At 74.2% G+C, this 25,476-nt stretch carries 22 protein-coding genes; 14 read left to right on the top strand and 8 right to left on the bottom strand.

Annotation, left to right across the window (positions count from 1 at the left end; genetic code table 11):
* The first annotated feature begins 150 nt into the window (after positions 1 to 150).
* The 5 genes from ACIGHB_RS25415 (at position 151) to der (ending at position 4,788) form a co-directional block, all read left to right on the top strand.
* Entirely contained in the window at positions 151 to 591 is a 441-nt protein-coding gene (locus ACIGHB_RS25415; RefSeq protein ID WP_360318389.1) for a YidB family protein, read from the top strand.
* Positions 592 to 728: 137 nt separating this feature from the next.
* The gene (locus ACIGHB_RS25410) at positions 729 to 1,817 is read left to right on the top strand and encodes a prephenate dehydrogenase (RefSeq protein ID WP_360318391.1); all 1,089 of its coding nucleotides are present in this window, start codon (positions 729 to 731) and stop codon (positions 1,815 to 1,817) included.
* Positions 1,818 to 1,947: 130 nt separating this feature from the next.
* Positions 1,948 to 2,622 (top strand): (d)CMP kinase, encoded by a 675-nt coding sequence (gene cmk / locus ACIGHB_RS25405; RefSeq protein WP_399916079.1) that lies wholly within the window; start codon positions 1,948 to 1,950, stop codon positions 2,620 to 2,622.
* A 53-nt stretch (positions 2,623 to 2,675) separates the two neighbouring features.
* Positions 2,676 to 3,263: a lysophospholipid acyltransferase family protein gene (locus ACIGHB_RS25400; protein ID WP_399916143.1), complete on the top strand. Its 588-nt coding sequence runs from the start codon at positions 2,676 to 2,678 to the stop codon at positions 3,261 to 3,263.
* Between the two features lie 76 nt (positions 3,264 to 3,339).
* On the top strand, positions 3,340 to 4,788 hold the full coding sequence (gene der, locus ACIGHB_RS25395; RefSeq protein ID WP_360318395.1) for a ribosome biogenesis GTPase Der: 1,449 nt from the start codon (positions 3,340 to 3,342) through the stop codon (positions 4,786 to 4,788).
* A gap of 84 nt (positions 4,789 to 4,872) precedes the next feature.
* Here the strand turns inward: der and ACIGHB_RS25390 are convergent, their stop codons facing one another.
* Both ACIGHB_RS25390 and ACIGHB_RS25385 read right to left on the bottom strand, forming a co-directional pair.
* Positions 4,873 to 5,151: a hypothetical protein gene (locus ACIGHB_RS25390; RefSeq protein ID WP_360318397.1), complete on the bottom strand. Its 279-nt coding sequence runs from the start codon at positions 5,149 to 5,151 to the stop codon at positions 4,873 to 4,875.
* A gap of 167 nt (positions 5,152 to 5,318) precedes the next feature.
* Complete coding sequence (locus tag ACIGHB_RS25385) at positions 5,319 to 6,101, bottom strand: hypothetical protein (protein ID WP_360318399.1); 783 nt, start codon at positions 6,099 to 6,101, stop codon at positions 5,319 to 5,321.
* 249 nt (positions 6,102 to 6,350) lie between these two features.
* On the opposite strand from ACIGHB_RS25385, the gene ACIGHB_RS25380 reads away from it, so the two are divergent.
* The gene (locus ACIGHB_RS25380) at positions 6,351 to 7,082 is read left to right on the top strand and encodes a transglycosylase family protein (RefSeq protein ID WP_388872288.1); all 732 of its coding nucleotides are present in this window, start codon (positions 6,351 to 6,353) and stop codon (positions 7,080 to 7,082) included.
* A 4-nt stretch (positions 7,083 to 7,086) separates the two neighbouring features.
* Here the strand turns inward: ACIGHB_RS25380 and ACIGHB_RS25375 are convergent, their stop codons facing one another.
* Genes ACIGHB_RS25375 through ACIGHB_RS25365 form a run of 3 tightly spaced genes read right to left on the bottom strand, consistent with a single transcriptional unit; the run spans position 7,087 to position 10,714 of the window.
* Positions 7,087 to 7,734, bottom strand: a complete 648-nt coding sequence (locus ACIGHB_RS25375) for an ATP-binding cassette domain-containing protein (RefSeq protein ID WP_399916075.1) — start codon at positions 7,732 to 7,734, stop codon at positions 7,087 to 7,089.
* Positions 7,731 to 10,301 carry an ATP-binding cassette domain-containing protein gene (locus tag ACIGHB_RS25370; RefSeq protein WP_399916073.1) on the bottom strand — a complete coding sequence of 857 codons (2,571 nt, stop codon included), beginning with the start codon at positions 10,299 to 10,301 and terminating at the stop codon, positions 7,731 to 7,733. The genes ACIGHB_RS25375 and ACIGHB_RS25370 overlap by 4 nt, the downstream gene beginning before the upstream one ends.
* Entirely contained in the window at positions 10,289 to 10,714 is a 426-nt protein-coding gene (locus ACIGHB_RS25365) for a hypothetical protein (protein ID WP_360315741.1), read from the bottom strand. The genes ACIGHB_RS25370 and ACIGHB_RS25365 overlap by 13 nt, the downstream gene beginning before the upstream one ends.
* Before the next feature lie 136 nt (positions 10,715 to 10,850).
* Here ACIGHB_RS25365 and ACIGHB_RS25360 point away from each other — a divergent pair, with 136 nt between their 5' ends.
* The 3 genes from ACIGHB_RS25360 to ACIGHB_RS25350 all read left to right on the top strand — a co-directional run bounded on the left by ACIGHB_RS25360 (position 10,851) and on the right by ACIGHB_RS25350 (position 14,008).
* Positions 10,851 to 11,369, top strand: a complete 519-nt coding sequence (locus tag ACIGHB_RS25360) for a hypothetical protein (protein ID WP_360315739.1) — start codon at positions 10,851 to 10,853, stop codon at positions 11,367 to 11,369.
* On the top strand, positions 11,347 to 12,660 hold the full coding sequence (locus ACIGHB_RS25355; RefSeq protein WP_399916070.1) for an ABC transporter substrate-binding protein: 1,314 nt from the start codon (positions 11,347 to 11,349) through the stop codon (positions 12,658 to 12,660). Before ACIGHB_RS25360 ends, ACIGHB_RS25355 begins: the two co-directional genes overlap by 23 nt.
* A 64-nt stretch (positions 12,661 to 12,724) precedes the next feature.
* A complete protein-coding gene (locus ACIGHB_RS25350; RefSeq protein WP_399916068.1) occupies positions 12,725 to 14,008 on the top strand; it encodes a glycosyltransferase in 1,284 nt (427 codons plus the stop codon).
* 7 nt (positions 14,009 to 14,015) lie between these two features.
* Here the strand turns inward: ACIGHB_RS25350 and ctaD are convergent, their stop codons facing one another.
* Entirely contained in the window at positions 14,016 to 15,713 is a 1,698-nt protein-coding gene (gene ctaD, locus ACIGHB_RS25345; protein ID WP_399916066.1) for a cytochrome c oxidase subunit I, read from the bottom strand.
* Positions 15,714 to 16,010: 297 nt separating this feature from the next.
* Between ctaD and ACIGHB_RS25340 the strand changes: the two genes are divergently transcribed.
* The gene (locus ACIGHB_RS25340) at positions 16,011 to 16,226 is read left to right on the top strand and encodes an I78 family peptidase inhibitor (RefSeq protein WP_360315731.1); all 216 of its coding nucleotides are present in this window, start codon (positions 16,011 to 16,013) and stop codon (positions 16,224 to 16,226) included.
* Between the two features lie 66 nt (positions 16,227 to 16,292).
* On the opposite strand, the gene ACIGHB_RS25335 is transcribed toward ACIGHB_RS25340, so the two are convergent.
* Positions 16,293 to 17,126: a phosphatase PAP2 family protein gene (locus ACIGHB_RS25335; RefSeq protein ID WP_399916063.1), complete on the bottom strand. Its 834-nt coding sequence runs from the start codon at positions 17,124 to 17,126 to the stop codon at positions 16,293 to 16,295.
* 475 nt (positions 17,127 to 17,601) lie between these two features.
* Here ACIGHB_RS25335 and ACIGHB_RS25330 point away from each other — a divergent pair, with 475 nt between their 5' ends.
* Positions 17,602 to 19,503, top strand: coding sequence for an MFS transporter (locus tag ACIGHB_RS25330; RefSeq protein ID WP_399916061.1), 1,902 nt, complete (start codon positions 17,602 to 17,604; stop codon positions 19,501 to 19,503).
* A 165-nt stretch (positions 19,504 to 19,668) separates the two neighbouring features.
* Here the strand turns inward: ACIGHB_RS25330 and ACIGHB_RS25325 are convergent, their stop codons facing one another.
* Positions 19,669 to 20,100, bottom strand: a complete 432-nt coding sequence (locus ACIGHB_RS25325; protein ID WP_360315725.1) for a cell division protein SepF — start codon at positions 20,098 to 20,100, stop codon at positions 19,669 to 19,671.
* A 322-nt stretch (positions 20,101 to 20,422) separates the two neighbouring features.
* Between ACIGHB_RS25325 and ACIGHB_RS25320 the strand changes: the two genes are divergently transcribed.
* The 3 genes from ACIGHB_RS25320 (at position 20,423) to adhE (ending at position 25,446) form a co-directional block, all read left to right on the top strand.
* On the top strand, positions 20,423 to 21,637 hold the full coding sequence (locus ACIGHB_RS25320; protein ID WP_360315723.1) for a DUF5685 family protein: 1,215 nt from the start codon (positions 20,423 to 20,425) through the stop codon (positions 21,635 to 21,637).
* A 165-nt stretch (positions 21,638 to 21,802) separates the two neighbouring features.
* Positions 21,803 to 22,615: a DUF1684 domain-containing protein gene (locus ACIGHB_RS25315; RefSeq protein WP_399916059.1), complete on the top strand. Its 813-nt coding sequence runs from the start codon at positions 21,803 to 21,805 to the stop codon at positions 22,613 to 22,615.
* Between the two features lie 236 nt (positions 22,616 to 22,851).
* Positions 22,852 to 25,446 (top strand): bifunctional acetaldehyde-CoA/alcohol dehydrogenase, encoded by a 2,595-nt coding sequence (gene adhE, locus ACIGHB_RS25310; protein WP_399916057.1) that lies wholly within the window; start codon positions 22,852 to 22,854, stop codon positions 25,444 to 25,446.
* The last annotated feature ends 30 nt before the right edge of the window (positions 25,447 to 25,476 follow it).

Here is a 25,476-nt window from a genome sequence, read left to right as displayed (position 1 = left end):
GCTCGGCTCCGCGCCCGGCCCGGCCCGTCTCCGCACCCGCCTCCGCGCCCGGCTCCTCCGGACCGCCCGGCCGTGCCTACTCCGGGTGGCGGAATGCCCCGGTATGGGTGAGATTGATGCTGTTCCCCAACCCGGACGAAAGGCAGAACCATGGCGGGCAACGACCTCGGCAGTCTCCTCGGCTCCCTGCTCGGCGGGGGCGGAGGCCAGAGCGGCGGTGGCGGCGGCAACATCCTCGGCTCGCTCCTCGGCGCCCTCATGGGCGGCGGCGGCCAGGGGGGCGGCGCGGCGGCCGCCGGCGGCCAGAACCCCCTCGGCGGGCTGCTCGACATGCTCACCAGGTCCGGCCTCGCCGACCAGGCCCAGTCCTGGATCGGCACCGGAGAGAACAAGCCCGTCGACGGCACCCAGATCGCCCAGGCGCTCCCCGACGAGACCCTCCAGAAGGTCGCGCAGGACGCCGGGGTCACCCCGCAGCAGGCCGCCGACCAGATCGCGCAGGAGCTGCCGCAGGCCGTCGACAAGCTGACCCCGCAGGGCTCGATGCCGCAGGGGTCGCTGGAGGACATCATCCGCGCGCAGAAGCTCTGAGACGCTGCGGCTCCCGAACCCCCGCGCCACGCGCGCGCGTGCCCGCCCCGCGTCTCGCAGGGCGGGCGCACGCGCGTGTGCCCGCGACGGCTGACTAGGCTGGGTCCTTACCGCCCCGCGCCCCAAGGACTTCCCCCGTGAGAACAGCGCTCGTCATCGGAACCGGACTGATCGGCACCTCCGCCGCACTCGCCCTCGCCGGCCGGGGCGTCACGGTCCACCTGCGCGACCACGACCCGGCGAGCGCCCGGACCGCCGCCTCGCTCGGCGCGGGCACCGACACCGAGCCCGAGGGCCGGGTGGACCTCGCGATCGTCGCCGTACCGCCGGCGCACGTCGCCGCCACCCTCGCCGAGGCCATGCGCGCCGGGGCCGCCCGCGGCTACCTCGACGTGGCCAGCGTCAAGGGCGGCCCGCAGCGGGAGCTGGAAGGACTGGGCCTCGACCTCACCCCGTACATCGGCAGCCACCCGATGTCCGGCAAGGAGCGCTCGGGACCGCTCGCCGCCACCGCCGACCTCTTCGAGGGCCGGCCCTGGGTGCTCACCCCGACCCGGACCACCGACACCGAGGTCCTCAACCTCGCGCTGGAGCTCGTCGCGCTCTGCCGCGCCGTGCCCGTCGTCATGGACGCCGACGCCCACGACCGCGCGGTCGCGCTCGTCTCCCACACCCCCCAGCTGGTCTCCTCGATGGTCGCGGCGCGCCTGGAGGAGGCCGAGGAGTCGGCCGTACGCCTCTGCGGCCAGGGCATCCGGGACGTGACGCGGATCGCCGCGTCCGACCCGCGCATGTGGATCGAGATCCTCTCCGCCAACCCCGGGCCGGTCGCCGACGTCCTCTCCGGCGTCGCCGCCGACCTCGACGAGACCGTCCGCGCGCTGCGGTCGCTCCAGTCCGCCGACGAGGAGAAGCGGCGGGACGGCGCCTCCGGGGTCGAGGACGTGCTCCGGCGCGGCAACGCGGGGCGGGCGCGGGTCCCCGGCAAGCACGGCGCCGCCCCCACCGCGTACGAGACGGTGGCGGTGCTCATCAGCGACCGGCCGGGCGAGCTGGCCCGCATCTTCGCCGACGCCGGCCGGGCCGGGGTCAACATCGAGGACGTCCGCATCGAGCACGCGACCGGGCAGCAGGCGGGCCTCGTCCAGCTGAGCGTCGACCCCAAGGCGGCCCCCGCCCTCTCCCAGGCCCTCCAGGCCCAGGGCTGGTCCCTCCGCACCCCCTGACCCCCGGGGGGAGCGGGGGCGGGCCGGGGCCGGAGGACGCCGGGCCGGACGGGTGCGGGGACTCGGTAACCTTGTAGGGGTCCCGCACTGCCGCCGGGGCCGCCGCCCACCCAGGAAGGTCCCCCTCACCGTGGAATCCGTGATCGTCGCCATCGACGGCCCCTCCGGCACGGGCAAGTCGAGCACCTCGAAGGCGGTCGCCGCCAAGCTGGGGCTGAGCTACCTGGACACCGGCGCACAGTACCGGGCCATCACCTGGTGGATGATCTCCAACGGGGTGGACGTCCACGACGCCGACGCCGTGGCCTCCGCCGCGGGCAAGCCCTCCATCGTCTCCGGCACCGACCCGTCCCGCCCGACCATCACGGTCGACGGCGCCGACGCCGCCGGTCCGATCCGGACCGAGGAGGTCACCTCCAAGGTCAGCGCGGTCAGCGCCGTCCCGGAGGTCCGCGCGCTCATCACCGAGCTCCAGCGGACGATCGCCCGCGAGGCCGAGCAGGGCATCGTCGTCGAGGGCCGGGACATCGGCACCACCGTCCTGCCCGACGCCGACCTCAAGATCTTCCTCACCGCCTCGCCCGAGGCCCGCGCCGCCCGCCGCTCCGGCGAGCTCAAGGGCGCCGACGTACGGGCCACCCAGGAGGCCCTGGTCAAGCGGGACGCGGCGGACTCCAGCCGCAAGACCTCCCCGCTCGCCAAGGCCGGCGACGCCGTCGAGGTGGACACGACCGAGCTCACCCTCGACCAGGTCATCGAGTGCGTCGTCACCCTGGTGGAGGAGAAGCGGGCGGGCGCCAAGTGACCCAGCCCTCCGCGAAGGGGGCCGCCGTCGGCCGTCGCATCGGCATCGGGCTGATGTACGGCTTCTGGAAGCCGCGCGTGCTCGGCGCCTGGCGGGTCCCGGCCTCCGGTCCCGCCATCCTCGCCGTGAACCACGCGCACAACATCGACGGCCCCATGCTCATGGGCACCGCCCCGCGCCCCGTGCACTTCCTCATCAAGAAGGAAGCGTTCGTCGGCCCGCTCGGCGGCTTCCTGGAGGGCATCGGGCAGGTCAAGGTCGACCGCCACTCCACCGACCGGACGGCGATCGGCAACGCGCTCGGCGTGCTGGAGCAGGGCGGGCTCCTCGGGATCTTCCCCGAGGGGACCCGGGGCGAGGGCGACTTCGCCTCGCTCCGCGCCGGTCTCGCCTACTTCGCCGTCCGCAGCGGCGCCCCGATCGTCCCGGTCGCGGTGCTCGGCAGCACCGACCGCCCCGGACGCCTCGTGAAGGGGCTGCCGGCCCTCCGCAGCCGGGTGGACGTCGTCTTCGGGGACGCCTTCGACGCCGGTGACGGCAGCGGGCGGCGGACCCGGAAGGCGCTGGACGAGGCCACGCTCCGGATCCAGGAGCACCTCACCGACCACCTGAAAAACGCCAGGCGCCTCACCGGGCGCTGAGCGACACTCTCAGTAGTGGGCCCTCGGCTCCGGCCGGCCGGGACCACCGACCACGAATGATCAAGGAACGGACTTCATGAACGACCAGCACGACCACGGGGCACTTGGCGACGCCGAGTACGCGGAGTTCATGGAGCTCGCCGCGGAAGAGGGCTTCGACGTCGAGGCCGTCGAGGAGGCGATCGAGGAGGCCGGCCACGGGCCGCTCCCCGTCCTCGCCGTCGTCGGCCGCCCGAACGTCGGCAAGTCGACCCTGGTGAACCGCATCATCGGGCGCCGCGAGGCGGTCGTCGAGGACAAGCCGGGCGTCACCCGCGACCGCGTCACCTACGAGGCCGAATGGGCCGGCCGCCGCTTCAAGGTCGTCGACACCGGCGGCTGGGAGCAGGACGTCCTCGGCATCGACGCCTCCGTCGCCACCCAGGCCGAGTACGCCATCGAGGCCGCCGACGCCTGTCTCTTCGTCGTGGACGCCACCGTCGGCGCCACCGACACCGACGAGGCCGTCGTCAAGCTGCTCCGCCGCGCGGGCAAGCCCGTCGTCCTCGCCGCCAACAAGGTGGACGGCCAGTCCGGCGAGGCCGACGCGGCCACGCTCTGGTCGCTGGGCCTCGGCGAGCCGTTCCCCGTCTCCTCGCTGCACGGCCGCGGCACCGGCGACCTCCTCGACGAGGTCCTGCGGAAGCTGCCCGAGGCCCCCGAGCAGAGCTTCGGCCAGGCCGTCGGCGGTCCCCGCCGCATCGCCCTCATCGGCCGCCCCAACGTCGGCAAGTCCTCCCTGCTCAACAAGGTCGCCAACGAGGACCGCGTGGTCGTCAACGAGCTGGCCGGCACCACCCGCGACCCGGTCGACGAGCTGATCGAGCTCGGCGGCGTGACCTGGAAGTTCGTCGACACCGCCGGCATCCGCAAGAAGGTCCACCTCCAGGCCGGCGCCGACTACTACGCCTCCCTCCGCACGGCCGCCGCCGTCGAGAAGGCCGAGGTCGCGGTCATCCTCATCGACACCACCGACAACATCTCGGTCCAGGACCAGCGGATCATCACGATGGCCGTCGAGTCCGGCCGCGCCATCGTCATCGCCTACAACAAGTGGGACGAGCTCGACGAGGAGCGCCGCTACTACCTGGAGCGCGAGATCGAGACCGAGATGCAGCAGGTCTCCTGGGCGCCCCGGGTCAACGTGTCCGCGAAGACCGGCCGCCACATGGAGAAGCTGGTCCCGGCGATCGAGACCGCCCTCGCCGGCTGGGAGACCCGCGTCCCCACCGGCCGGCTCAACGCCTTCCTGGGCGAGCTGGTCGCCGCCCACCCGCACCCGATCCGCGGCGGCAAGCAGCCCCGCATCCTCTTCGGCACCCAGGCCGGCACCAAGCCCCCGCGCTTCGTGCTCTTCGCCTCGGGCTTCCTGGAGGCCGGCTACCGCCGCTTCATCGAGCGCCGGCTGCGCGAGGAGTTCGGTTTCGAGGGCACCCCGATCCACATCTCGGTCCGGGTCCGCGAGAAGCGCGGCCGCAAGAAGTAACCCGCTCCCCGCACACGGCCGGGGGCCGGAGTCGTTCCGTACGACTCCGGCCCCCGGCCGTTTCCCGATGTGTCCGGACCGCGCTCAGAGACTTCTGCGGGGCCCCGGCGGCAGCGCCGCCTGCGGGGGATGGTGCTGGGCCTGCCAGACCGGCGGGTACGCCGCGTGCTGCTGGCCGTAGAGCCCCGCCGAGAAACCCGAGAGGCCCGTGCTCCGCGCCGTGCCGAACGCCCGGAACGCCAGCTCCTCCTCGCCGCTGCGGTCACCCGGAAGCGTGCGGAACGACCGGCGGTACTCCGAGTACAGGGCATCGAAGATCGGCGTCGTCGAATACCCGGCCGGAAGGTCCTGCGCCGGGCGCATGGCGGGGATCGGACTCGGATACGGCTGGGGGAAAGGGTCGTATGGGTGCACGTAGGTGCCAACGACCCCGCCGACCGTCGGATGCGGGCGGCTCTCCGAAAGAGGGGCCCGCCGGGGGCGCGGCACGGTCGGCACCCCCGGCCCTATCCCCGGGCGCCCGTCGGCCATCAGGTGCCGGCCAGCGGCATCGCGGCCGCGACCAGGCGCCCGTTCACCGCGGCCTTCTCCAGGGCGTCGCGGAGCAGGTCCTCGCGCGGCTGCTGGCCGATGGAGCCGACCGGCGCCGCGAAGACGAGCACGGTGTGCGACTTGTTGGCCGCCGCGCGCCAGCCCTCGGTGACCTGGAGCGGCTGGTGCGCCTGCCACCAGGCGGTCTGGCCCGCGCCGCCGGCGCCGGGCTGGAGCACCGAGTGCAGCTGGCCCATGGCGACCAGGACCGACCAGCCGGGCAGCGCGGCCGGCGCCGTGTTCAGGTCGGCGACCGGCTGGAAGCCCTGCTCGGTGAGGAGCGACAGGAACTCGTCGGTCAGCCCGCCGGAGCCCGGCCGGGCCACCGGCGCGGTCGGCTCCACGACCAGCGCCGGGTGCAGCTCGCCGTCGATCAGGACGAGACCGCTGGTGACGCCGAGCACGGCCTGCTCGGGGTGGGCGGCCGAGAGCGCGTCGGCGGCGTCGGCCGCCGCGATGGAGGCGACGGCGCCCTGGAGCTGGGCCTCGGCGACCTTGACGACCTGCGACGGGATGCACTCGGCGTGGGCGAACGCGAGGACCGCGGTCTCCTCGCCGACGAACAGCACCGTGCTGGTGCGCTCCTGCTCGGAGTCGCCCGGCGTGCGGCAGGAGGTGCAGTCGTAGCTGCCCGGGGCGTTGTCGCCGGCGAGCAGCCGGTCGGCTTCTTCGTCGCCGATCTCGGCGCGTACGTCCTCGCTGACGTCGAGCATGCGCGGCACGGAGGGCTCCCTGGAGTCGGTACGGACGGACCCCGGGCCTTTCCCGGGCGTCTCATGACGAGTTCAACGGGTCAGGCGCGGGCGGGGTCACGCGCGGAAGGCAGGCAAGTTGCCACTGGCGCGTGCGGAGGCGGGCCGGACGGGGGCGGGCCGGACGGGGCGGCGCCGGTGACTCCGACCGGGTGGGAAGTGAACAGCGTTCCGCGCGGCACGGAGCCGGGCACCCGGAGGCCGACCTAGCCTGCGGCGATGTCGATGATCCGATTTTGGACAGCCGGCTCGCTCGCGGCGGCCTCCGCGGCGGCGCTGCTCGCCCTCCACCAGGCGCCCGCCGCGACGGCCGCGCCCGGCGACGACGGGCCCGGTGCCGCGGGAGCGCCCGGAGCACCCGGCGTACCGGGGCTGCCGGACGTGGCCGGCACCGCCGCCGAGTCCGGGCTCGCGGCCGCCGCCGACGCCCTCGCCGCCGCCGCGGCGGCCGTCGAGGCGGCCAAGGGCGGCGCGACCGGGGCCGTACCCCCGCCGCCTTCGCCGGGACCGGCCGGCGTGCCCGCGTACCCCTGCGCCGAGGACCAGTGGCCGTGGGGGTGCGTCGCCGAGTGCGAGAGCAGCGGGCGCTGGGACGTCAACACCGGCAACGGCTACTACGGCGGGCTCCAGTTCTGGCAGCCGACCTGGATCGACTACGGCGGTCTGAAGTACGCCCGCCGCGCCGACCTGGCCACCCGGCAGCAGCAGATCACCGTCGCCGAGGACGTCCTGCGGGTGCAGGGCTGGGGCGCCTGGCCCGTCTGCTCCAAGCGGTACGGGCTGAGCGGACGCGTCCACACCGTGCAGGCCGGCGACACCCTCGCGGCCGTCGCCCGCCGCTTCGCGGTCAAGGGCGGCTGGCAGCGGCTGTACGAGGCGAACAAGAGCGTCATCGGTCCGGACCCGAACCGGCTGTACGCCGGGATGATGCTGCGGATCGCGCCGCTCTGACCCGTCAGGCGCCCCGCCGCTCCGCAGCCTCGCCGCTGAAGACGCGGGCGCCGCGCCGGAGCTCGTGCACCAGGGTGCCGGGCGGCAGGCCGTCCGGCACCCGCTGCTCGGCCAGCACCACCGCCGCCCCGTCCCGCACGGCGAGCGCGGCGAGCAGCGCGTACGTCCGGGCCGCGACCGGCGGCGCCATGCCGAGCACCGGCTCGTCCACCAGCACCACCCGCGCCGGACGCAGCAGCGCCCGCGAGACCGCCAGCATCCGCCGCTCGCCGCCGGACAGCGTCCCCGCCGCGCGCGCGAGGAGCGGGAGGAGCTCGGGGTACGGGGCCGGGGAGTCCGGCCCCGCGAGCGCCAGGTTCTCGGCGACGGTCAGGCCCTCGTACACCGCCCCCCGGTCCGGTACGAAGCAGAGCCCGCGGCGGGCCCGTTCGTGCGGCGGCAGCCCGGTCACGTCCTCGCCGCGCCACAGGACCCGGCCCGCGGCGAGCCGTACCGTCCCGGCCAGGGCGCGCAGCGCCGTCGTGCGGCCCGCGCCGTTCCGGCCCGTCAGGACGGTCACCGTGCCCGCCGGGACCGGCAGGTCGAGGCCGTGCAGGGCCTCCAGGGGGCCGTAGCGCACCCGTGCCTCGCGCAGTTCGGTCGCCAGGCTCATGACCGGAGCCGCCCCCCTTCCATGGTGTGGACGGCGCCGGCGGTGGCCGCGACGAGGTCGAGGTCGTGCTCGACCACCAGGACGGTCAGGCCGTCGGCGGCGAGCGCGGCGAGCAGCCGGGAGAGGGCCTCCGCCTCGGCCGCGTCGAGACCGGCGGCGGGCTCGTCCAGGAGCAGCGTGTGCGGCCCGCCGGCCAGGGCGCGGGCCAGCTCGACCCGGCGCAGGGTGCCGGTGGGGAGGTCCGCGGCGGGCAGGGCGCGCACCGGGCCGGCGAGGCCGGTCAGGAGCAGGGCGCGTTCGGTGGCGGCGGCGGGCCGGTCGCGCCGGTGGCCGTGCTCGGCGCCCACACGGACGTTCTCCTCCACGGAGAGGGACGGGAAGAGCGCCGGCTGCTGGAAGGTGCGGGCGATGCCCAGGCGGGCCCGGGCGTGCGCGGGGCGGCCGGTGATGTCCGCGCCGTCCAGCAGGACCCGGCCGCGGTCGGGCCGGGCCGCGCCGGCGAGACAGTCGAAGAGGGTGCTCTTCCCCGCGCCGTTCGCCCCGACCACGGCGGTGACCAGGCCGGGCGGCAGGGCGAGCCCGACGTCCTTGAGGGCCGTCACCCCGCCCCGGTGCGTGAACCACAGGCCCTCCGCGCCGAGCCGGGCGGACCGGGGGTCGGACGCGCGGGTGTCCTTCGTGGTGGCGGAGGAGCGGGTGTCCTTCGTGGTGCCGGGGGTTCGGGCGGGGGTGCGGGTGCCGGTCCGGCGGAAGGTGCGTCCGGGCGTGCGCCCGGTCGGTCGGGAGGCCGTGCGTCCGGTCGGGTGCGGGACGGTGAGGAGGGAGGTCAGGGGCGGGAGGCGGCCTGTCTGGGTGGCCAGGAGACCGACCACCACCGCCGCCGCGCCGGCGGGCCCGGCCGCGTCGAGGGCCAGCAGCAGAGGGGCCGCCAGGAGCGGGGTGAGCGGGTGGTCCGCGCCGAGGGTCACCACCGCGGCGAACCAGAGGAGGCCCCGGAGCGGGTCGTAGGCGGCCGGGTCGAGGGCCTGGACGCCCATGGCGAGGAGGCCGCCGCCCAGCCCCGCCAGGGCTGCGGCCAGGGTGAAGGCCAGCAGCTTGAGCGCGGTCGAGGCGATGCCGGCGGCCTCCGCGGCCCGCTCGTGGTCGCGCAGGGCCGCGAGGGCGCGTCCGGCGCGGCCCCGGCGCAGCCCCGCCACCAGGAGCAGGGCGGCCGCGAGGAGGAGCAGTTCCAGGAGGTAGAAGGCGCGGTCGGAGGTGAAGCCCGCCGGGCGGGCCGGTGGAGGCAGGCCGGCCGTCGCGTACGGCTGGGTGAGGACGAAGCGGCTCACCGCCACCCCGACCGCGAGGGTCGCGAGCGCCAGGGCCAGGCCGTGGCGGCGGATCGCCGGTCCGGCCGTGACGAGACCCGCCGCGCCGGCCAGCGGCACCGCGAGCGCCAGGGCCCCGAGGGCGGGCAGTCCGGCCGCCGTGAGCAGCACGGTGAAGAGCGCGCCGAGGCCCGCGTAGGCCGCCTGGCCCAGGGCGATCTGGCCGGCCCGGCCGGTGACCACGACCAGCGAGAGCAGGACGATCGCCAGCGCCGGGACCTGCACCGCCGTCCGCAGGTCGGGGCCCGCGACGGCCGGGGGCAGCAGCAGACAGCCGGCGGCGAGCGCCCATACCGCCGGCGGGGTGCGGCCCGCGCGGGGCGGCGGCGGGAGCGCGTCGCCGCCCTTGCCGCCGATGCCGGGCAGCACCAGCGCCGCGACCAGCAGCGCGATCACGAACAGGTTGGCGCCCACCGCCCGGACCAGCGGCTCCGCCCAGCCCTCCGGGTGGAAGCGGGTCAGCTGGGCCTGGGTCACGCCGATGAGCAGCGCCGCGCCGATCGCGACCGGCAGCGACCGCATCCGGGCGATCACCGCGACCGCCATCACCTCCACCACGAGCAGCGGCAGCCCGTACGGGTCGAGCCGGACGTACGGGGCGAGGAGGACGCCCGTCAGCCCGGCTGTGAAGGCGCCGAAGGCCCAGCCGGCCGCCGCGATCCGGTCCGCGTCCACCCCGGCGAGGACGGCGAGGCGCCGGTTGTCGACCACGGCCCGCAGCTCCCGCCCGAACCGGGTCCACCGGGTCACCGCCGTCACCAGGCAGGCCACCGCCACCACCGCGCCGAGCAGGAGCCACGGGTCGTCGCCGAGCAGCACCGGCGCGTCGGTCCTGGCCCCGCCGCCCCAGAGCAGCACCGCCGCGCCGACGAGGAGGACGAAGACGCCCGTCGAGGCGACCAGGGCGCGGGCCGGGTCGGTGCCGGAGCGGGCCAGGGGGCGGAAGACGGCCCGGTCGAGGAGGAGCCCGAGACCGGGGGCGACGACGAGCAGGGCGACCAGCGCGGCCGGCCACAGCGGCCACCCCCACACGACCACCAGCTGGCGGAGCGCGTACGCGACGACCATGGCGACCGCGCCGTGCGCCAGGTTCAGCACCCCGGTCGCCCGGTGGGTGACGATCAGGCCGATGCCGGTGAGGGCCGCCGCGCCGCCGACCGCGAGGCCGGCCAGCGTCAGCTCGTACGTCAGGGAGGCCACGGCTCACACACCGGGCAGGGCGCGAGGGCGGGGTCCCCGGCGGCGGGCACCGCGTCCGGGCGGTCCGCCACCAGGGGGCAGTCCGGGCGGTGGGCCAGCGTGCCGCCGGGCACGCGCAGCGGCGGGCCGCCGGAGGACGGCGGGGGAGGGAGGGCCGTGTCCGGTGCGGGTTCCGTGTCCGGGGCGGGCTCCGTGTCCGGGGAGGGCGGCGGGTCGGCCCGCGCCGCCGCCGCGACCAGCACCGCGCCCGCCACGAGCAGCGCCGCCCCCGGGACCGTGCACGAGGCCAGGTAGGGCAGCTGGCGCTCGGCGAACCGCTCGCCGGAGATCCCGTACCAGCCGAGGACGCACAGCACCGCGCCTCCGACGGCCGCCACGAGACCGCACCACAGCAGGAACCGCGCCGTCGGCACGAGGGGCCTCCCTCGCCACTCTCCCCCCGGGGTCCTTTACTCGACTATGCCCCGTATCCTTGCGCTCTGCCCCGTATCGTCCCACCCTGGAACCATCAGGCCGTACGGCCCCCACGCACACCCGGTGGTGAGCCAGATGCTTCTCAGGCGACGAGCGACCGCCCTGGCGGCCACGGCGGTGCTGCTCCTCACCCCGGCCGTCGCGGCCTGCTCGGACGACGGGCCCGCGACCGGCAACGGGGTGACCTCCACCCTGCCGCCGGTGCGGACGTCCACGACGCCGCCCCCGGCCGACGGACCGGCCGACCCGGCCGCCGCGAAGGCGGAGATCACCCGGAACTGGGCGGCCTTCTTCGCCGCGGACACCCCGGCCGCCGAGCGCGTGAAGCTGCTGGAGAACGGCGAGGAGATGCGGGAGGTCCTCGCCGCCTTCGCCGGCAACCCGCAGGCGGCGGCGACCACCGCGAAGGTCACCGGCGTCACCTTCACCTCCGCGAGCGGCGCCGACGTCACCTACGACCTGCTCGTCGGCGGCAACCCGCTGCTGCCGGACTCCCGGGGCACCTCGGTGCTCCAGGACGACACCTGGAAGGTCTCCGTGAAGACCCTGTGCGGCCTGGTGAAACTCAGCGGTGTCACCGTCGAAGGCTGCTGAGACCGCCGCGGCGCGGCTCCCGGCGCTGCTGCTCGCCCTCCTCCTCGCCCTCCTCGCGGGGTGCGGCAGCCGGCTCCCGGAACGCGCCTTCGAGACGCGGCCCACCGCCCACCCCTCCGGCGGTGAGCCGCTCCGCGTCGGCATCATCACCAGCGCCACCAGCCCGGTCGGCGGCGAGGCCCTGACCGGCCCGCGCGACGGCGCCGTCGCCTGGTTCGACGCCCTGAACGCCGCCGGCGGCCTCGACGGGCGCCGGATCGAGGTCGAGACCTGCGACGACGGCGGCAGCGGCGTCGGCAACACCGCCTGCGTCCGTGAACTCCTCGACGAGCGGAAGGTCTTCGCCCTCGTCGCCACCACCGCCCTCGACTACGCCGGCGCCCGGCTCGTCGCCCGCGCCGGGGTCCCCGACATCGGCGGCCAGCCCCTCACCCCCGCCTACGACACCTACCCCCACCTCTACTCCCTCTACGGCAGCTCCGCCCCGCGCACCGGCGCCTCGCCCGGCTGGGACGGCACCCTGTACGGCGGGACCGAGGTCTACCGGTGGTTCGCCCGCGAGCGCGGCGCGCGGACCGCCGCCGTCGTCGCGTACGACCAGCCGGCCTCCGCCGCCTACGCTCGGCTCGTCACCCAGGGGCTGCGCGCGGAGGGGTACCGGGTCGTGACCGAACGGGTCGACTTCGTCCTCCCCGACTTCCGGGCCGTCGCGGCCGATCTGCGCGAGCGCCGGGTGGACCTGGTCTTCGACGCGCTGGACGCGCACGGCAACACCCGGCTGTGCGAGGCGATGGAGGCGCTCGGCGTCCGGGTCGACGCCAAGGTGACGAACGTGCAGAACTGGTCCTCCTCCGTGGAGCGCGCCTACGCCCGCGCGCCGGGGTGCCGCGAGGCGCTCTGGGTGACCGGGTCGAGCCGCAACTTCGACGACACCTCCCACCCGGAGGTCCGGGCCTTCCGGGCCGCCATGGGGGAGCGGGAGCTGTCCCAGTGGCAGCTGGAGGGATGGGCCGCCGCCATGTGGTTCACCGACGCGGCCCGCTCCTGCCTCGACCGCCCCGACCGGGGCGGACTCACCCGAACGTGCGTCGAGGCGTACCTGGAACGCCCCGAGCCGTACACCGCCCGGGGGCTGCTGCTGCCCGTGCGCTTCGAGCACCTGGAGCGCCCGCCCGCCACCCGCGAGACCTGTCTCTCCGTGGCCCGCTGGCGGGACGGCGAAGGCTGGGAGAGCCAGGGCGAGATGACCCGTAACTGCGCGGCCGTCCCCCAGCTCGGTTACCGGCCGTGAGGGCGGCCGCCGCCGGAGCAGTACAGTCGCCGGGACCGACCGACCGACCGGGGGGAACCGGTAGATGCGCATCTCCTTCCTGCTCCACAACGGCTACCACTACGGCGGAACGATCCGGACCACCTTCACCCTCGCCGAACAACTGGCGGAACGTCACGAGGTCGAGATCGTCTCGGTCTTCCGCCACCGCGACAGCCCCCTCCTCGGCCTCCCCTCCGGAGTGACCCTCCGTCACCTCGTCGACCTCCGTGAGAACGGACCGGGGTACGACGGCGACCACCCCGACTTCCACCTCCCCGCCCGGGTCTTCCCGCGCGGCGACGGGCGCTGGAAGCAGTACAGCGCGCTGACCGACGCGCGGATCGGCGCGTACCTGCGCGGGGTGGAGGCCGACGTCCTCGTCGGCACCCGGCCGGGGCTCAACGTGCACCTGGCCCGGCAGGCCGGGCCGGGGCCCGTGCGGGTCGCCCAGGAACACCTGATCCTCGACGGGCACAGCCGCCGGCTGCGCCGGGACATCGCCCACGAGTACGCGCTGCTCGACCTGGTCACCACCGTCACCGACGCCGACGCCCGCGCCTACCGGCGGCTCGGCCTGCCGGACGCGGTCCGCGTCGCGTCCGTGCCGAACAGCGTGCCGGCCGCCACCGTCCCGCCCGCCGACCCGTCCGCCCGGGTGGTCGTCGCGGCCGGCCGGCTCACCCGGGTCAAGCGGTTCGACGTGCTGATCGACGCCTTCGCCGAGCTCGCCGCCGACCACCCGGACTGGAGCCTGCGGATCTACGGCAGCGGGGACGCCGCGCAGGACCTGCGGGGCGCGCTGGCCCGGCAGATCGAGGCCCGCGGGCTCGGCGGGCAGGTGAGGCTGATGGGCCAGGTCCAGTCCATGGAGCCGGAGTGGGCGAAGGGGTCCGTCGCGGCGGTCACCTCCGAGCGGGAGGCGTTCGGCATGACGATCGTGGAGGCGATGCGGTGCGGCCTTCCGGTGGTCGCCGCGGACTGCCCGCACGGACCGCGCGAGATCGTCGAGGACGGTGTGGACGGCCGGCTCGTCCCCGTCGGCGACCCGGGGGCGGTCGCCAGGGCGCTGCGCGAGCTGATGGACGACGAGGAGCTGCGGGCCAAGGCCGGGAGGGCGGCGCTCGCGGCGGCGGAGCGCTTCGACCCGGCGCGGATCGCCGTGTGCCACGAGGAGCTGTGGGCCGGCCTCCTCGACCGCCCCGCGCCCCGCCGCGCCCACTCCCCGGCCGCCGAGGCGTGGCACTCCTGGACCGGCCGGGGCATCGACGCGGTCTACACCGCCAAGGCCGCCGCCGGCCGTACGCTGCGCCGCCTCGGGCTGCGCTGACGGGGCGCTACGGGAGGTCCCGCCGCTCCCGCCGGGCCGGCGGCGGTCCTGCGACCCGGATCCGCTCGTAGTCGGCGAACTCCGGGTGGTGCAGGTCGAAGGCGGGGGACTCGGAGCGGATCCGGGGCACCGCCGCGAAGTTGTGCCGGGGCGGCGGGCAGGAGGTGGCCCACTCCAGGGAGCGCCCGAAGCCCCAGGGGTCGTCCACCTCGACGCGGGGCGCGTACCGCCAGGTCCGCCACACGTTGTAGAGGAACGGCAGGGTGGAGATCCCGAGCAGGAAGGCGCCGACCGACGACACGGTGTTGAGCGCGGTGAAGCCGTCGGCGGCCAGGTAGTCCGCGTACCGCCGGGGCATGCCCTCCGCGCCCAGCCAGTGCTGGACGAGGAAGGTCAGGTGGAAGCCGGTGAAGAGGGTCCAGAAGTGGATCTTGCCGAGCCGTTCGTCGAGCAGCTTGCCGGTGAACTTGGGCCACCAGAAGTGGAAGCCGGCGAAGGTCGCGAAGACCACGGTGCCGAAGACCGTGTAGTGGAAGTGGGCGACGACGAAGTACGAGTCGGTGACGTGGAAGTCCATCGGCGGCGAGGCCAGGATCACCCCGGTCAGACCGCCGAAGAGGAAGGACACCAGGAAGCCGGTCGCCCACAGCATCGGGGTCTCGAAGGAGAGCGAGCCGCGCAGCATGGTCCCCGTCCAGTTGAAGAACTTCACCCCGGTCGGCACCGCGATCAGGAAGGAGAGGAAGGAGAAGAACGGCAGCAGCACCGCCCCGGTCGCGAACATGTGGTGCGCCCAGACCACCACCGACAGGCCGGTGATCGTCATGGTGGCGGCGACCAGGCTCAGGTACCCGAAGATCGGCTTGCGGGCGAAGACCGGGAGGATCTCGCTGACGATGCCGAAGAACGGCAGGGCGATGATGTAGACCTCGGGGTGGCCGAAGAACCAGAAGAGGTGCTGCCAGAGCAGCGCCCCGCCGTTGCCGGGGGCGAAGGTCAGCGCCCCGAACCGCCGGTCGGCCTCGAGCGCGAGCAGCGCCGCGGCGAGCACCGGGAAGGCGACCAGCACCAGGATCGCGGTGAAGAGCACGTTCCAGGTGAAGATCGGCATCCGGAACATGGTCATGCCGGGGGCCCGCATCGCGATGATGGTGGCCAGGAAGTTCACCGAGGTGAGGATCGTGCCGAAGCCGGAGAGCGCGAGCCCCATGATCCACAGGTCGGCGCCGATCCCGGGGGAGCGCTCGGCGCTGTTCAGCGGGGCGTAGGCGGTCCAGCCGAAGTCGGGCGGGCCGCTCGGCGTGAGGAAGGAGCCGACCACCATCAGCCCGCCGAGCAGGAACAGCCAGTACGAGAACATGTTGAGGCGCGGGAAGGCGACGTCGGGCGCGCCGATCTGGAGCGGCACCAGCTCGTTGGCGAAGCCGGCGAAGGTCGGGGTGGCGAAGAGCAGCAGCATGATCGTGCCGTGCTGGGTGAACGCCTGGTTGAACTGCTCGTTCGAGAGGTACTGGATCCCGGGTCTGGCCAGCTCCGCCCGCATCGCCATCGCCAGCAGACCGGCGAAGAGGAAGAAGACGAACGAGGTCACCAGGTAGAGGTGACCGATCTTCTTGTGATCGGTGGTGGTCAGCCAGTCGATCAAGATCCGGCCATGTCGCTGCCGTGCGGATTCGGCCGTGGTGGTCGCCGCCTCGGTGGTCATCGGTGTCTCCGCCCCGTGTTCCGGTTCTCCGGCATCCGGACAGCGTAAGCATTGTGTAAGGGAACGGTGAGGGAGCCGCGCGCGGGCCCGCGCACAATTCTCCGGTCGGCCCCGCCCGGCCGGAATTCGGCCGGGCCGCGAAACCTTTCCGAACGGTTTGTGCGAAGCTCCGGCCGACTTTTCGAAATACCGGAGAATTGAACCGGGACCATCCCTTCCGGTGTGCGCTCCGTCACCACGCCGACCGTCGGGAAGTTGTGACGCAAGCGTGACCGCCGGGGTACTAACGTGAACCCCATGGCACCCGAACCGCGCATCCCCGAACCGCCCCGAGACGCGCCCGAGTCCTATCTGGGCCTCGACGCGGACGGCGCCGCCCAGCTCGCCAGGACCCGTGGCTGGCGCGTCGTCAGGACCCTCCCGCCCGGTGCGATCGTCACCATGGAGTACCTCGACGGGCGCCTCAACCTGGAGGTCGAGGACGACACCGTCACCCGCTGCTGGATCGGCTGAGGCCGGACACGGGGAAGGGCCCCGGCCGGGTGGCCGGGGCCCTTCCGTGCGAAGGAGGCTCGGGGGTCAGGCGGTGAGCCGGTCCGAGGACGGCCTGCTCCGCGCCGCGCGGGCGTGACTCGCGGCGGCCCCCACGGTCTCCCGCGACGGCTTCTCCTGGGCGGCCGGAGCCGGGAAGAGGCGCGGTCCGCCGGACGCCACCGGCAGCGAGGGCACCAGGCGCCGCCGGGCCCGCAGCCGCTCCCCGACCCGGTCCCGCCGGTCCAGGATCCATGCCTCGACCACGGCGATGACCGGCTCGCACCACGGCAGCGCGAGCAGGATCAGCAGGCCGGCGGCCCAGCCGAGGAGCACGTCGCTCAGCCAGTGCGTCCCGAGGTAGACCGTCGTGAGGCCGACGCCGAGGGCGACCACGGCGGAGAGCGCCGACAGATAGCGCCGGGCCCTCGGGGTGGTGGCGAGGTAGGCCAGGATGCCCCAGGTCACCACCGCGTTCGCGGTGTGACCCGAGGGGAATATGTCGCCGCCCGCGAACAGCTCGGCCGAGCCGACCTGTGTCGCGTAGTGGGGGCCGAGCCGGCCGAGTCCGAGCTTCACCGCGCCGACGGTGACGTTGAGGAGCAGCAGCGCCGCGCCGAGGGAGAGGAGCGGCCGCAGGGTGTGCTGGCGCCAGGAGCGCCAGCCCAGCCAGGCCGCCACCATCACCGCCGTCGGGCCGCGCTGGCCGAGGACGACGTAGTAGTCCAGGAAGGCGTGCAGTTCCGGCCACTGCTGGTAGGGACGGAAGAGCATGATCTTCCAGTCGAGGGTCACCAGCCAGGTGGACAGCAGCACCGCCACCACGACGATCAGATAGAACGCCGACGTCCCGCCGAAGAGGGCGAGACGCGTCCGGGTCATCCGCGGGACCTCTATCTTCGGCGGGACCGGCTCCCGGTCCAGCCGGGCAAAGATGTCGGTACGCACCCAATGGACGTTACAGGGGGTGAGGAGACGACCCGCGCGATCCGCTCCCTTCGTGATGACGATGTGATGTGGAGTGGGTCTCAGCGGCCCGGCTATTCCGGACTCCCGTCGGAAAATCCGATGACCTTCAGCCCTATTGCCGCGGGAGGTGAATCCGGAAGTCTGTCCGTGTGGCACGGAATTACTTCAAACACCCGTCCGTGCGGAATTCCATGCGACGCGCGGGCCGATCCGAGTGGCGTACGCCACACCGGGAGCCTCGCCGGGGTGAGAGGTGCGCCACCCTCCCGGGGCTCGTCCTCGCGTACGCTGACGGCTCACTCGCCCCTCATCGCCGCGCCGCCGCACGCACATCAGCCCTGGTCGGCGGCGCCTGCCGAGCGCGAGAGCGTCACTTGGAGGTACGTACATGTCGCGGACGATCACGGCACCGGCGGGGCGGCGTGCCGCCGGCGGCGCGAACCGCTGGGCCGTCCTCGTCGTGCTCTGCGTCAGCCTCCTCCTGGTCGCCCTCGACGCGACCATCCTCCACGTCGCCGTCCCCTCGCTGACCGAGAACCTGCGCCCCGGCTCCACCGAGCTGCTCTGGATCGTCGACGCCTACCCGCTGGTCTGCGCCTCGCTGCTGATCCTCTTCGGCACGCTCGGCGACCGGATCGGCCGCCGCAAGGTGCTCCTCCTCGGCTACGGGATCTTCGGCGTCGCCTCGGCCGTCGCCGCCCTCGCCACCGAGCCCTGGGTCCTCATCGCGGCCCGCGCCCTGCTCGGCGTCGGCGGCGCCATGATCATGCCGGCGACCCTCTCCATCATCCGGACGGTCTTCCCCGACCGCCGCGAGCGCGCCACCGCGATCGGCATCTGGACGGCGGTGGCCGCGATCGGCGCCGCCGCGGGGCCGGTGCTCGGCGGCTTCCTCGTCGAGCACTACTGGTGGGGTTCGGTCTTCCTCATCAACATCCCGCTGATGGCGCTGATCCTGCCGCTCGCCCGCCGGCTCCTGCCCGAGTCCCGGGGCGCCGCCGAAGGGCCCTGGGACGTCCTGGGCGCGCTGATGGCAGCCGCCGGCGTCCTCGGCTGCGTGCTCGGAGTGAAGCGCGCGGGCTCCGGCGAGCCGCTGCTCGCCCCGGCCACCGCGGGGCCGCTGCTCGCCGGCGCGCTGCTGCTCGTCCTCTTCGTACGGCGCCAGCGGCGCAGGCGGCACCCGCTGATCGACATGCGGCTCTTCTCCCGGCCGGCCTTCACGACCTCCGTCGGCTGCATCGTCCTCGCCATGCTGGCCCTCGTCGGCCTGGAGCTCATCGCCGTCCAGTACCTCCAGCTGGTCCTCGGGCTCAGCCCCCTGGAGACCGGGCTGCGGCTCCTCCCGCTCACCTTCGCCGCCATGGCGGCCGGCGCCACCGGCTCGTACACCCTGCGCCGGCTCGGACCCCGCCGGATGGTCGGCTGGGGCTTCCTGCTCACCGCCGGCGCGGTGCTGCTGCTCACGCTCATGGGCCAGCACGACCGGCCGCTGCTGCTCACCGCCGGCTTCGTGCTGCTCGGCTTCGGCCTCCAGACCACCCTCTTCTCCGCGTACGAGTCGATGCTCAGCGAGGCGCCGCCGCGGAGCGCGGGCGGGGCGGCGGCGATCGGCGAGACCTCGTACCAGCTCGGCGCCGGCATGGGCATCGCCCTGCTCGGCAGCGTCATGAACGCGGCGTACGCCCCCGGTCTGGCCGGCGTGCCCGGGGTGCCGGCGGCGGCGAGCGAGGCCGCGGCGAACTCGCTGGGCGAGGCGTACCAGGTCGCGGGGCGGCTCGGCGGAGAGGCCGGCCAGGCCCTGCACACGGCCGCGCGGCACGCCTTCGTCGACGGACTGCACCTCACCCTCTTCGTGAGCGCGGGCCTGCTCCTCGCGGGCGCCGCGATGGCCGTGCGGCTGCCCCGGGTGATGGAGTGCCCGGTGGACGTCGAGGCGGCGGTCGAGGAGGCGGCGGCACAGGCGGCGGCCGAGGCCGAGGCGGCGCGGGCGGGAACCGCGGACGCGCGGTCCGGGGACTCCGGGGCTTCCGGCGACGCCGAGGAGTCCGGGCCCGTGGCCGGGACGGCGGGGCCGGGGGCAGGGAAGACGGTGTCCGGGGAGCCCGGCGGCGTCACGGCCGATGCCGTACGCGCGGCGGCGGGGGAGCGGGCCGGGCTCGCCGGGCCGGGCATGGTGCCCGGGCAGTCCGTCGGTTCCCCGGGCGAGACGGGCGCGGCGACCGCGCCCCGGCCGAGGCCGGACGCCGGCCCGGCGGGGACGATGAGCGGCGCGGTGACCCGGGGGCGGTGACGCGGGGTTCCGACGCGGCCGGCCCGGATCCGCGGGGCGGGTCCGGGCCGGGGTGGCGTCGGTCGGGATCGGTTCGCGATCCGGGGTGGCGCGGTGCGGCGCCGGAGGGGTCGGCTCTGGTCGAAGAAGCCGGAGGGTCGGCTCTGGTCCGAGAAGCCGGAGGGGTCAGCTCTGGTTGAAGAAACCGTCCTGCCGACGACGGCCGGACTCGCTGACGATCTCCGTGTCGGCGGGGGTCAGGAGGAAGACCCGGGTCGCGACGCGCTCGATCGAGCCGCGCAGCCCGAAGGCGAGACCGGCGGCGAAGTCGACGACCCGCTTCGCGTCGTTCGGCTCCATGGCGGTCAGGTTCACGATCACCGGCACGCCGTCCCGGAAGAGCTCGCCGATGGCCCGGGCGTCCCGGAAGCTGTCGGGCGAGACGGTCGCGATCCGGCGGCCCCGGTCCTCGGCGGTGTCCGTGGCGACCCGGACCCGGGGGTCCGTCACCCAGGCGTCGCCGCTCTCGGCACCGTCGGCGTACTCGTCGTCGTAGTAACGCTCGTCGTTGTCCTCGACGAGTCCCAGCCAGGCGCTCGCCTTGCGCACCGATCCCATGGACGCCTCCTTTCACGCGGTCACTGCGGTCACTTGTGGTTCCGCATATCCCTATCGTCGTCCATGATGCGGATCGCGCGCCAAGTGGATACGCGCCGCGCAGGGGATTCGTGACGGTACTGGTGCAGAACGTGAGGCCCTGTTTCTGGCGATTCGTCAGGAAACTTGGGGTATGCGGGGCCTGACGGAGGGCCATGTTGCTGAAAATATGAAAGTCGGTCCAGAAGGGTGACGTCGGGCGCGTACGGGTGAACGCGCCCTCGCTACCATGCCGCGAGGCCGTCGGACGGCCTGTTCTCGCACCGCACCACGGGGGATGGAAATGTTCGGAATCGTCAGGCCCTGCACGCACCGGCTCACCGACCATCTGAAGACCCAGTGGATGGCCCACCTCTGCGGTCTGTGTCTGGCGCTGCGCGCCGACCACGGCCAGTTCGCGCGGGTCGTCACCAACTACGACGGGCTCATCGTCTCGGTTCTGACGGAGGCTCAGACCGGCGTCACCGACGCGGGCCGCCGCACCGCGGGCCCCTGCCCGCTGCGGGCCATGCGCACCGCGCCGGTCGCCCGCGGCGAGGGCGCCCGGCTCGCCGGAGCGGTCTCGCTCGTCCTCGCCTCGGCCAAGGTCCGCGACCACGTCGCCGACCGGGACGGCCTGCTGGCACGCCGGCCGGTCGCCGCCGCGGCCCGCCGGGTCGCCCGCTCCTGGGACAAGGCGGGGGCCCGCGCGGGCCGGGCCGTCGGCTTCGACACCGCCGTCCTCGTCGACGCCGTGGACCGGCAGACCGGGATCGAGTCCCTGGCCGGCCCCGGCACCCCGCTCCTCGTCGTCACCGAACCCACCGAGACCGCCACCGCCGCCGCCTTCGCGCACACCGCGCTCCTCGCGGGCCGCCCCGGGAACGCCGGACCGCTCGCCGAGGCGGGCCGGCTCTTCGGCCGCCTCGCCCACCTCCTCGACGCCGTCGAGGACCAGGCCGCCGACGCGGAGAGCGGCGCCTGGAACCCGCTCACCGCCACCGGGACCTCCCGCGAGGAGGCCCGCAGGCTCGCCGACGACGCCCTGCACGGCATCCGGCTGGCGCTGCGGGACGCCGAGTTCACCGACGGCAAGCTCGTGCACCGGCTCCTCGCGCACGAGCTGCGCGTCTCGGTCGACCGCGCCTTCGGCACCACCACCTGCGCGCACGGGGCGCCCGGCGCGGGGCAGGGGCCGGTGCCGGGGAACCCGTACGCGGGCGGGGCGCAGGGGCCGTACGGCCCGTACGGGCAGAACCCCTACGGCGGCGGCGCGCCGGGCGGCCCGGGCGGCCCCGGCGGGCTGCCGCCGCAGTTCGGCGGCGGCGCCCCGCAGGCGCCCAAGCCGCGCGGCTTCCTCGCCGGTTGCGCCATGTTCACCTGGCTCTTCTGCACCTGCCAGATCTGCTGCGCCAAGGAGTACGAGGGCCCCTGGTCCCGGAAGAAGCGCGAGGGCTGCTGCCGGGACTGCGACGGATGTGACGGCTGCGACTGCTGCTGCCCCTGCGACGGCTGCTGACGCACCGTCCGGGGATCATCGGAATCGAGCCTCTTCCTGGGCGGTCCGGACGAACGCGTCGGCCGGGTCGCTCCGGGAGTGCGGCGTCTTCCGTACGGAGTACACGGGCACGACGCTCCGTTCGCACCCCGGGCTTCCGGCGCCGGTGTGGAAGGGTGGAACACCATGAGCGACACCACGCGCAACACCGAGACCGCCGACGCCGCCGGGGAGTGGCGGCACTGGCACGAGCAGCGCGAGGCGGCGGTGGCCTCCTCGTACGGCCCGCTCTCCCTCACCGGCACCCACTGGCTCGCCGACCACCCCGGCGGGCGGCTGCCGGACCTGCCGGGGGAGTGGCGGGAGGACGGCGACGAGGTCGTCCTGACGGCGGGCGCCGAGGACGGGATCACCGTCGACGGCAAGCCGTTCACCGGCGTCGTGCGGCTCGGCGCCGACCACGCGCCGATCCACGAGTCCCGGGTCGAGTCGGCGGGCCGCCGGATCGTGGTGATGCGCCGCGAAGGGCTGTGGGCGGTACGGGACTTCGACCCCGGCTCGGCGGCGCGGCGGGCCTTCCGGGGCATCGAGGCCACGCCGTACGACCCGCGCTGGGTGGTGCCGGGGGTCTACCGGCCGTACGAGGAGGAGCGCAGCGTCCGGGTGGCGAACGCGGACGGCAAGGAGCGCGGGCTCGGCCTCTCCGGGCAGCTCGTCTTCGAGCTCGACGGGCGGGTGCACACGCTCCAGGTGGCGGTGGAGGCGGACGGCACGCTGTGGGCGGTCTTCGCGGACGCCACCAGCGGCGACTCCACCATCCGCTTCCGGTTCCTGCGGCCGGCGGCGCCGGCGGAGGACGGGTCGGTGACGGTGGACCTCAACCGGGCGCTGCTCCCGCCGTGCGCCTTCGTGGACCACTTCATCTGCCCCTTCCCGCCGCCCGGGAACACGCTGGAGCTCGCGGTCGAGGCGGGGGAGCGGCGGGTGCTGACCGCCTGACCGCCTGACCTCCTGACCGCCTGACCTCCTGACCGCCCGACCTCCTGGCCGTCTCGCAGACCGCCCGTGCCCCCGGCCGTCGGGCGCCGGGAGGCACCCCTCCCAAGATCTTGTGAATCCGTTCACAAAAGGACTTCCGGCCCCGTCCCAAGGGTCTTTCCGCGCTCCTTTCCGCAGGTCATCGGGTGTCGAATGGAGACATCGAAGGCATAAGGGACCGGTGAAGGAGGCCCGTCATGGCGGCCAAGGAGATGGTGGAAGGACTCGTCGGCCGGGCGCTCGGGGCGCTCGCGGAGTTCGAGACCCTCGACCAGGAGCAGGTCGACCACATCGTCAGGAAGGCGTCGCTCGCCGCGCTCGCCGCTCACGGCGAGCTGGCCCGCCTCGCCGTCGAGGAGACCGGCCGCGGTCTCTTCGAGGACAAGGCCGTCAAGAACCTCTTCGCCTGCGAGCACGTGACGAACTCGATGGCCGGCCTGAGGACCGCGGGTGTCATCTCCCGCGACGAACTGAGCGGCATCACCGAGATCGCCGAACCCGTCGGCGTCGTCTGCGCGATGACCCCGGTCACCAACCCCACCTCGACCACGCTCTTCAAGGCGCTGATCGCCCTCAAGACCCGCAACCCGATCGTCTTCGCCTTCCACCCCTCCGCCCAGCGGTGCTCCGCCGAGGCCGCCCGGATCGTTTGCGACGCCGCCGTGGCCGCCGGCGCCCCCGAGGGCTGCGTGCAGTGGATCGAGGAGCCCTCCATGGAGGCCACCGGCCTCCTCATGCGCCACGAGGGCGTCTCCACCATCCTCGCCACCGGCGGGAACGCGATGGTGAAGGCCGCCTACTCGTGCGGCAAGCCCGCCCTCGGCGTCGGCGCGGGCAACGTCCCCGCGTACGTCGCGAAGGACGCGAAGCTCCGGCGCGCGATCCACGACATCGTGCTCTCCAAGGCGTTCGACAACGGCATGATCTGCGCCTCCGAGCAGGCCGTCATCCTCGACGCGGAGGTGTACGAGGCGGGCCTCGCCGAGTTCGCGCGGCTCGGCGCCCATGTCGTCACCGCCGCCGAGAAGACCAAGCTGGAGGAGTACCTCTTCGGTGCCACCGCCTACGGCACGAACTGCGGCGGGGCCAAGCTCAACGCGGCCGTCGTCGGCAAGTCCCCGGCGTGGATCGCCGAACAGGCCGGCTTCGAGGTCCCCGAGGGCACCTCGATCCTGCTCGCCGAGTGCGCCGAGGTGGGCGAGAACGAACCCCTCACCCGCGAGAAGCTCTCCCCGGTCCTGGCCGCCCTCAAGGCCGACTCCACCGAGCACGGGCTCGAACTGGCCGCCGCCATGGTCGAGTTCCACGGCCTCGGGCACAGCGCCGCCATCCACACCGAGGACGAGGCGCTGGCCGAGGAGTTCGGCAAGCGGGTCAAGGCGATCCGGGTCATCGTCAACTCCCCCTCCACCTTCGGCGGCATCGGCGACGTCTACAACGCCTTCCTGCCCTCCCTCACCCTCGGCTGCGGCTCGTACGGCCACAACTCGGTCTCGGACAACGTCTCCGCGGTGAACCTGATCAACGTCAAGCGGATCGGACGGCGCACCACCAACATGCAGTGGTACAAGATCCCGCCGAAGATCTACTTCGAGCGGAACGCGATCCGCTACCTCGGCGAGATGGAGGACGTCCACCGGGTCACGATCGTCACCGACCGGACCATGGGCGAGATCGGCTTCGTCGCCAAGGTCACCGACATCCTCGGCGGACGGGCCGAGCCCGTCGCGATCCAGGTGATCGACGACGTCGAGCCCAACCCCGAACTCGCCACCGTGCGGGCCGGCGCCGCCGCGATGCGCGCCTTCCGGCCCGACACCATCGTCGCGCTCGGCGGCGGCTCCCCGATGGACGCGGCGAAGATCATGTGGCTGATGTACGAGCGGCCCGAGGTGGAGTTCGCCGACACCAAGGAGAAGTTCTTCGACATCCGCAAGCGGGCCTACCGGTTCCCGAAGCTCGGCGAGAAGGCGAAGCTGGTCGCGATCCCGACCACCTCGGGCACCGGCAGCGAGGTCACCCCCTTCGCCGTCATCTCCGACCCGGAGACCGCCCAGAAGTACCCGCTCGCCGACTACGCGCTCACCCCGGACGTGGCGATCGTCGACCCGGTGCTCCCGCTGCACCTCCCGCCGACCGTCACCGCCGACTCCGGCTTCGACGCCCTCACCCACGCCACCGAGGCGTACGTCTCGGCCTACGCCAACGACTTCACCGACGGCCAGTGCCTCCAGGCGATCCGGCTGATCTTCGGGAACCTGGAGACCTGCGTGAAGGAGGGCGCGCGGGCGCCCGAGGCGCGCGAGAGGATGCACAACGCGTCGACCATCGCCGGCATGGCCTTCGCCAACGCCTTCCTCGGCCTGGTCCACGCCATGGCCCACACCCTCGGCAACACCTTCCACGTCGCCCACGGACGCGCCAACGCGCTGCTCCTCCCGCACGTGATCCGGCACAACGGCACGGTCACCCACAAGGCCGTGCCGTGGCCCAAGGCCGAGGTCTACCGGGCGCCCGAGCGCTACCAGGAGCTCGCCCGGACGCTGGGCCTGCCGGCCGCGACCCCTGAGGAGGGCGTGGAGTCCTACGCCCGGGCCGTCGAGGAGCTGCGCGAGCGGTGCGGGATCCCGGCGGGCTTCCAGGCCGCGGGCGTCGACGAGGCGGCCTTCATGGAGGCCCTGCCGCGGCAGGCGATGAACGCCTACGCCGACCAGTGCGCCCCGGCCAACCCGCGGATGCCGATGATCGACGAGATGAAGGAGCTGATGGTCCGGGCGTACTACGGCGAGTAGGCCCGGGACGCGAGGAGGCCCCCGCGGCGG

The sequence above is a fragment of the Streptomyces sp. NPDC085460 genome (assembly GCF_044541975.1).
Taxonomy (GTDB): Bacteria; Actinomycetota; Actinomycetes; order Streptomycetales; family Streptomycetaceae; genus Streptomyces.
Note: the sequence above shows the minus strand (reverse complement) of the source record. Positions and strands in the feature narration are given on the sequence as shown.

Bases quoted from the DNA above. Each gene is read 5' to 3' on its own strand.
- ACIGHB_RS25415 (WP_360318389.1), top strand. From the start codon at position 151: ATGGCGGGCAACGACCTCGGCAGTCTCCTCGGCTCCCTGCTCGGCGGG.
- ACIGHB_RS25400 (WP_399916143.1), top strand. From the start codon at position 2,676: ATGTACGGCTTCTGGAAGCCGCGCGTGCTCGGCGCCTGGCGGGTCCCG.
- der (WP_360318395.1), top strand. From the start codon at position 3,340: ATGAACGACCAGCACGACCACGGGGCACTTGGCGACGCCGAGTACGCG.
- ACIGHB_RS25390 (WP_360318397.1), bottom strand. From the start codon at position 5,151: ATGCGCCCGGCGCAGGACCTTCCGGCCGGGTATTCGACGACGCCGATC.
- ACIGHB_RS25380 (WP_388872288.1), top strand. From the start codon at position 6,351: ATGTCGATGATCCGATTTTGGACAGCCGGCTCGCTCGCGGCGGCCTCC.
- ACIGHB_RS25375 (WP_399916075.1), bottom strand. From the start codon at position 7,734: ATGAGCCTGGCGACCGAACTGCGCGAGGCACGGGTGCGCTACGGCCCC.
- ACIGHB_RS25360 (WP_360315739.1), top strand. From the start codon at position 10,851: ATGCTTCTCAGGCGACGAGCGACCGCCCTGGCGGCCACGGCGGTGCTG.
- ACIGHB_RS25350 (WP_399916068.1), top strand. From the start codon at position 12,725: ATGCGCATCTCCTTCCTGCTCCACAACGGCTACCACTACGGCGGAACG.
- ctaD (WP_399916066.1), bottom strand. From the start codon at position 15,713: ATGACCACCGAGGCGGCGACCACCACGGCCGAATCCGCACGGCAGCGA.
- ACIGHB_RS25340 (WP_360315731.1), top strand. From the start codon at position 16,011: ATGGCACCCGAACCGCGCATCCCCGAACCGCCCCGAGACGCGCCCGAG.
- ACIGHB_RS25335 (WP_399916063.1), bottom strand. From the start codon at position 17,126: ATGACCCGGACGCGTCTCGCCCTCTTCGGCGGGACGTCGGCGTTCTAT.
- ACIGHB_RS25330 (WP_399916061.1), top strand. From the start codon at position 17,602: ATGTCGCGGACGATCACGGCACCGGCGGGGCGGCGTGCCGCCGGCGGC.
- ACIGHB_RS25325 (WP_360315725.1), bottom strand. From the start codon at position 20,100: ATGGGATCGGTGCGCAAGGCGAGCGCCTGGCTGGGACTCGTCGAGGAC.
- ACIGHB_RS25320 (WP_360315723.1), top strand. From the start codon at position 20,423: ATGTTCGGAATCGTCAGGCCCTGCACGCACCGGCTCACCGACCATCTG.
- ACIGHB_RS25315 (WP_399916059.1), top strand. From the start codon at position 21,803: ATGAGCGACACCACGCGCAACACCGAGACCGCCGACGCCGCCGGGGAG.
- adhE (WP_399916057.1), top strand. From the start codon at position 22,852: ATGGCGGCCAAGGAGATGGTGGAAGGACTCGTCGGCCGGGCGCTCGGG.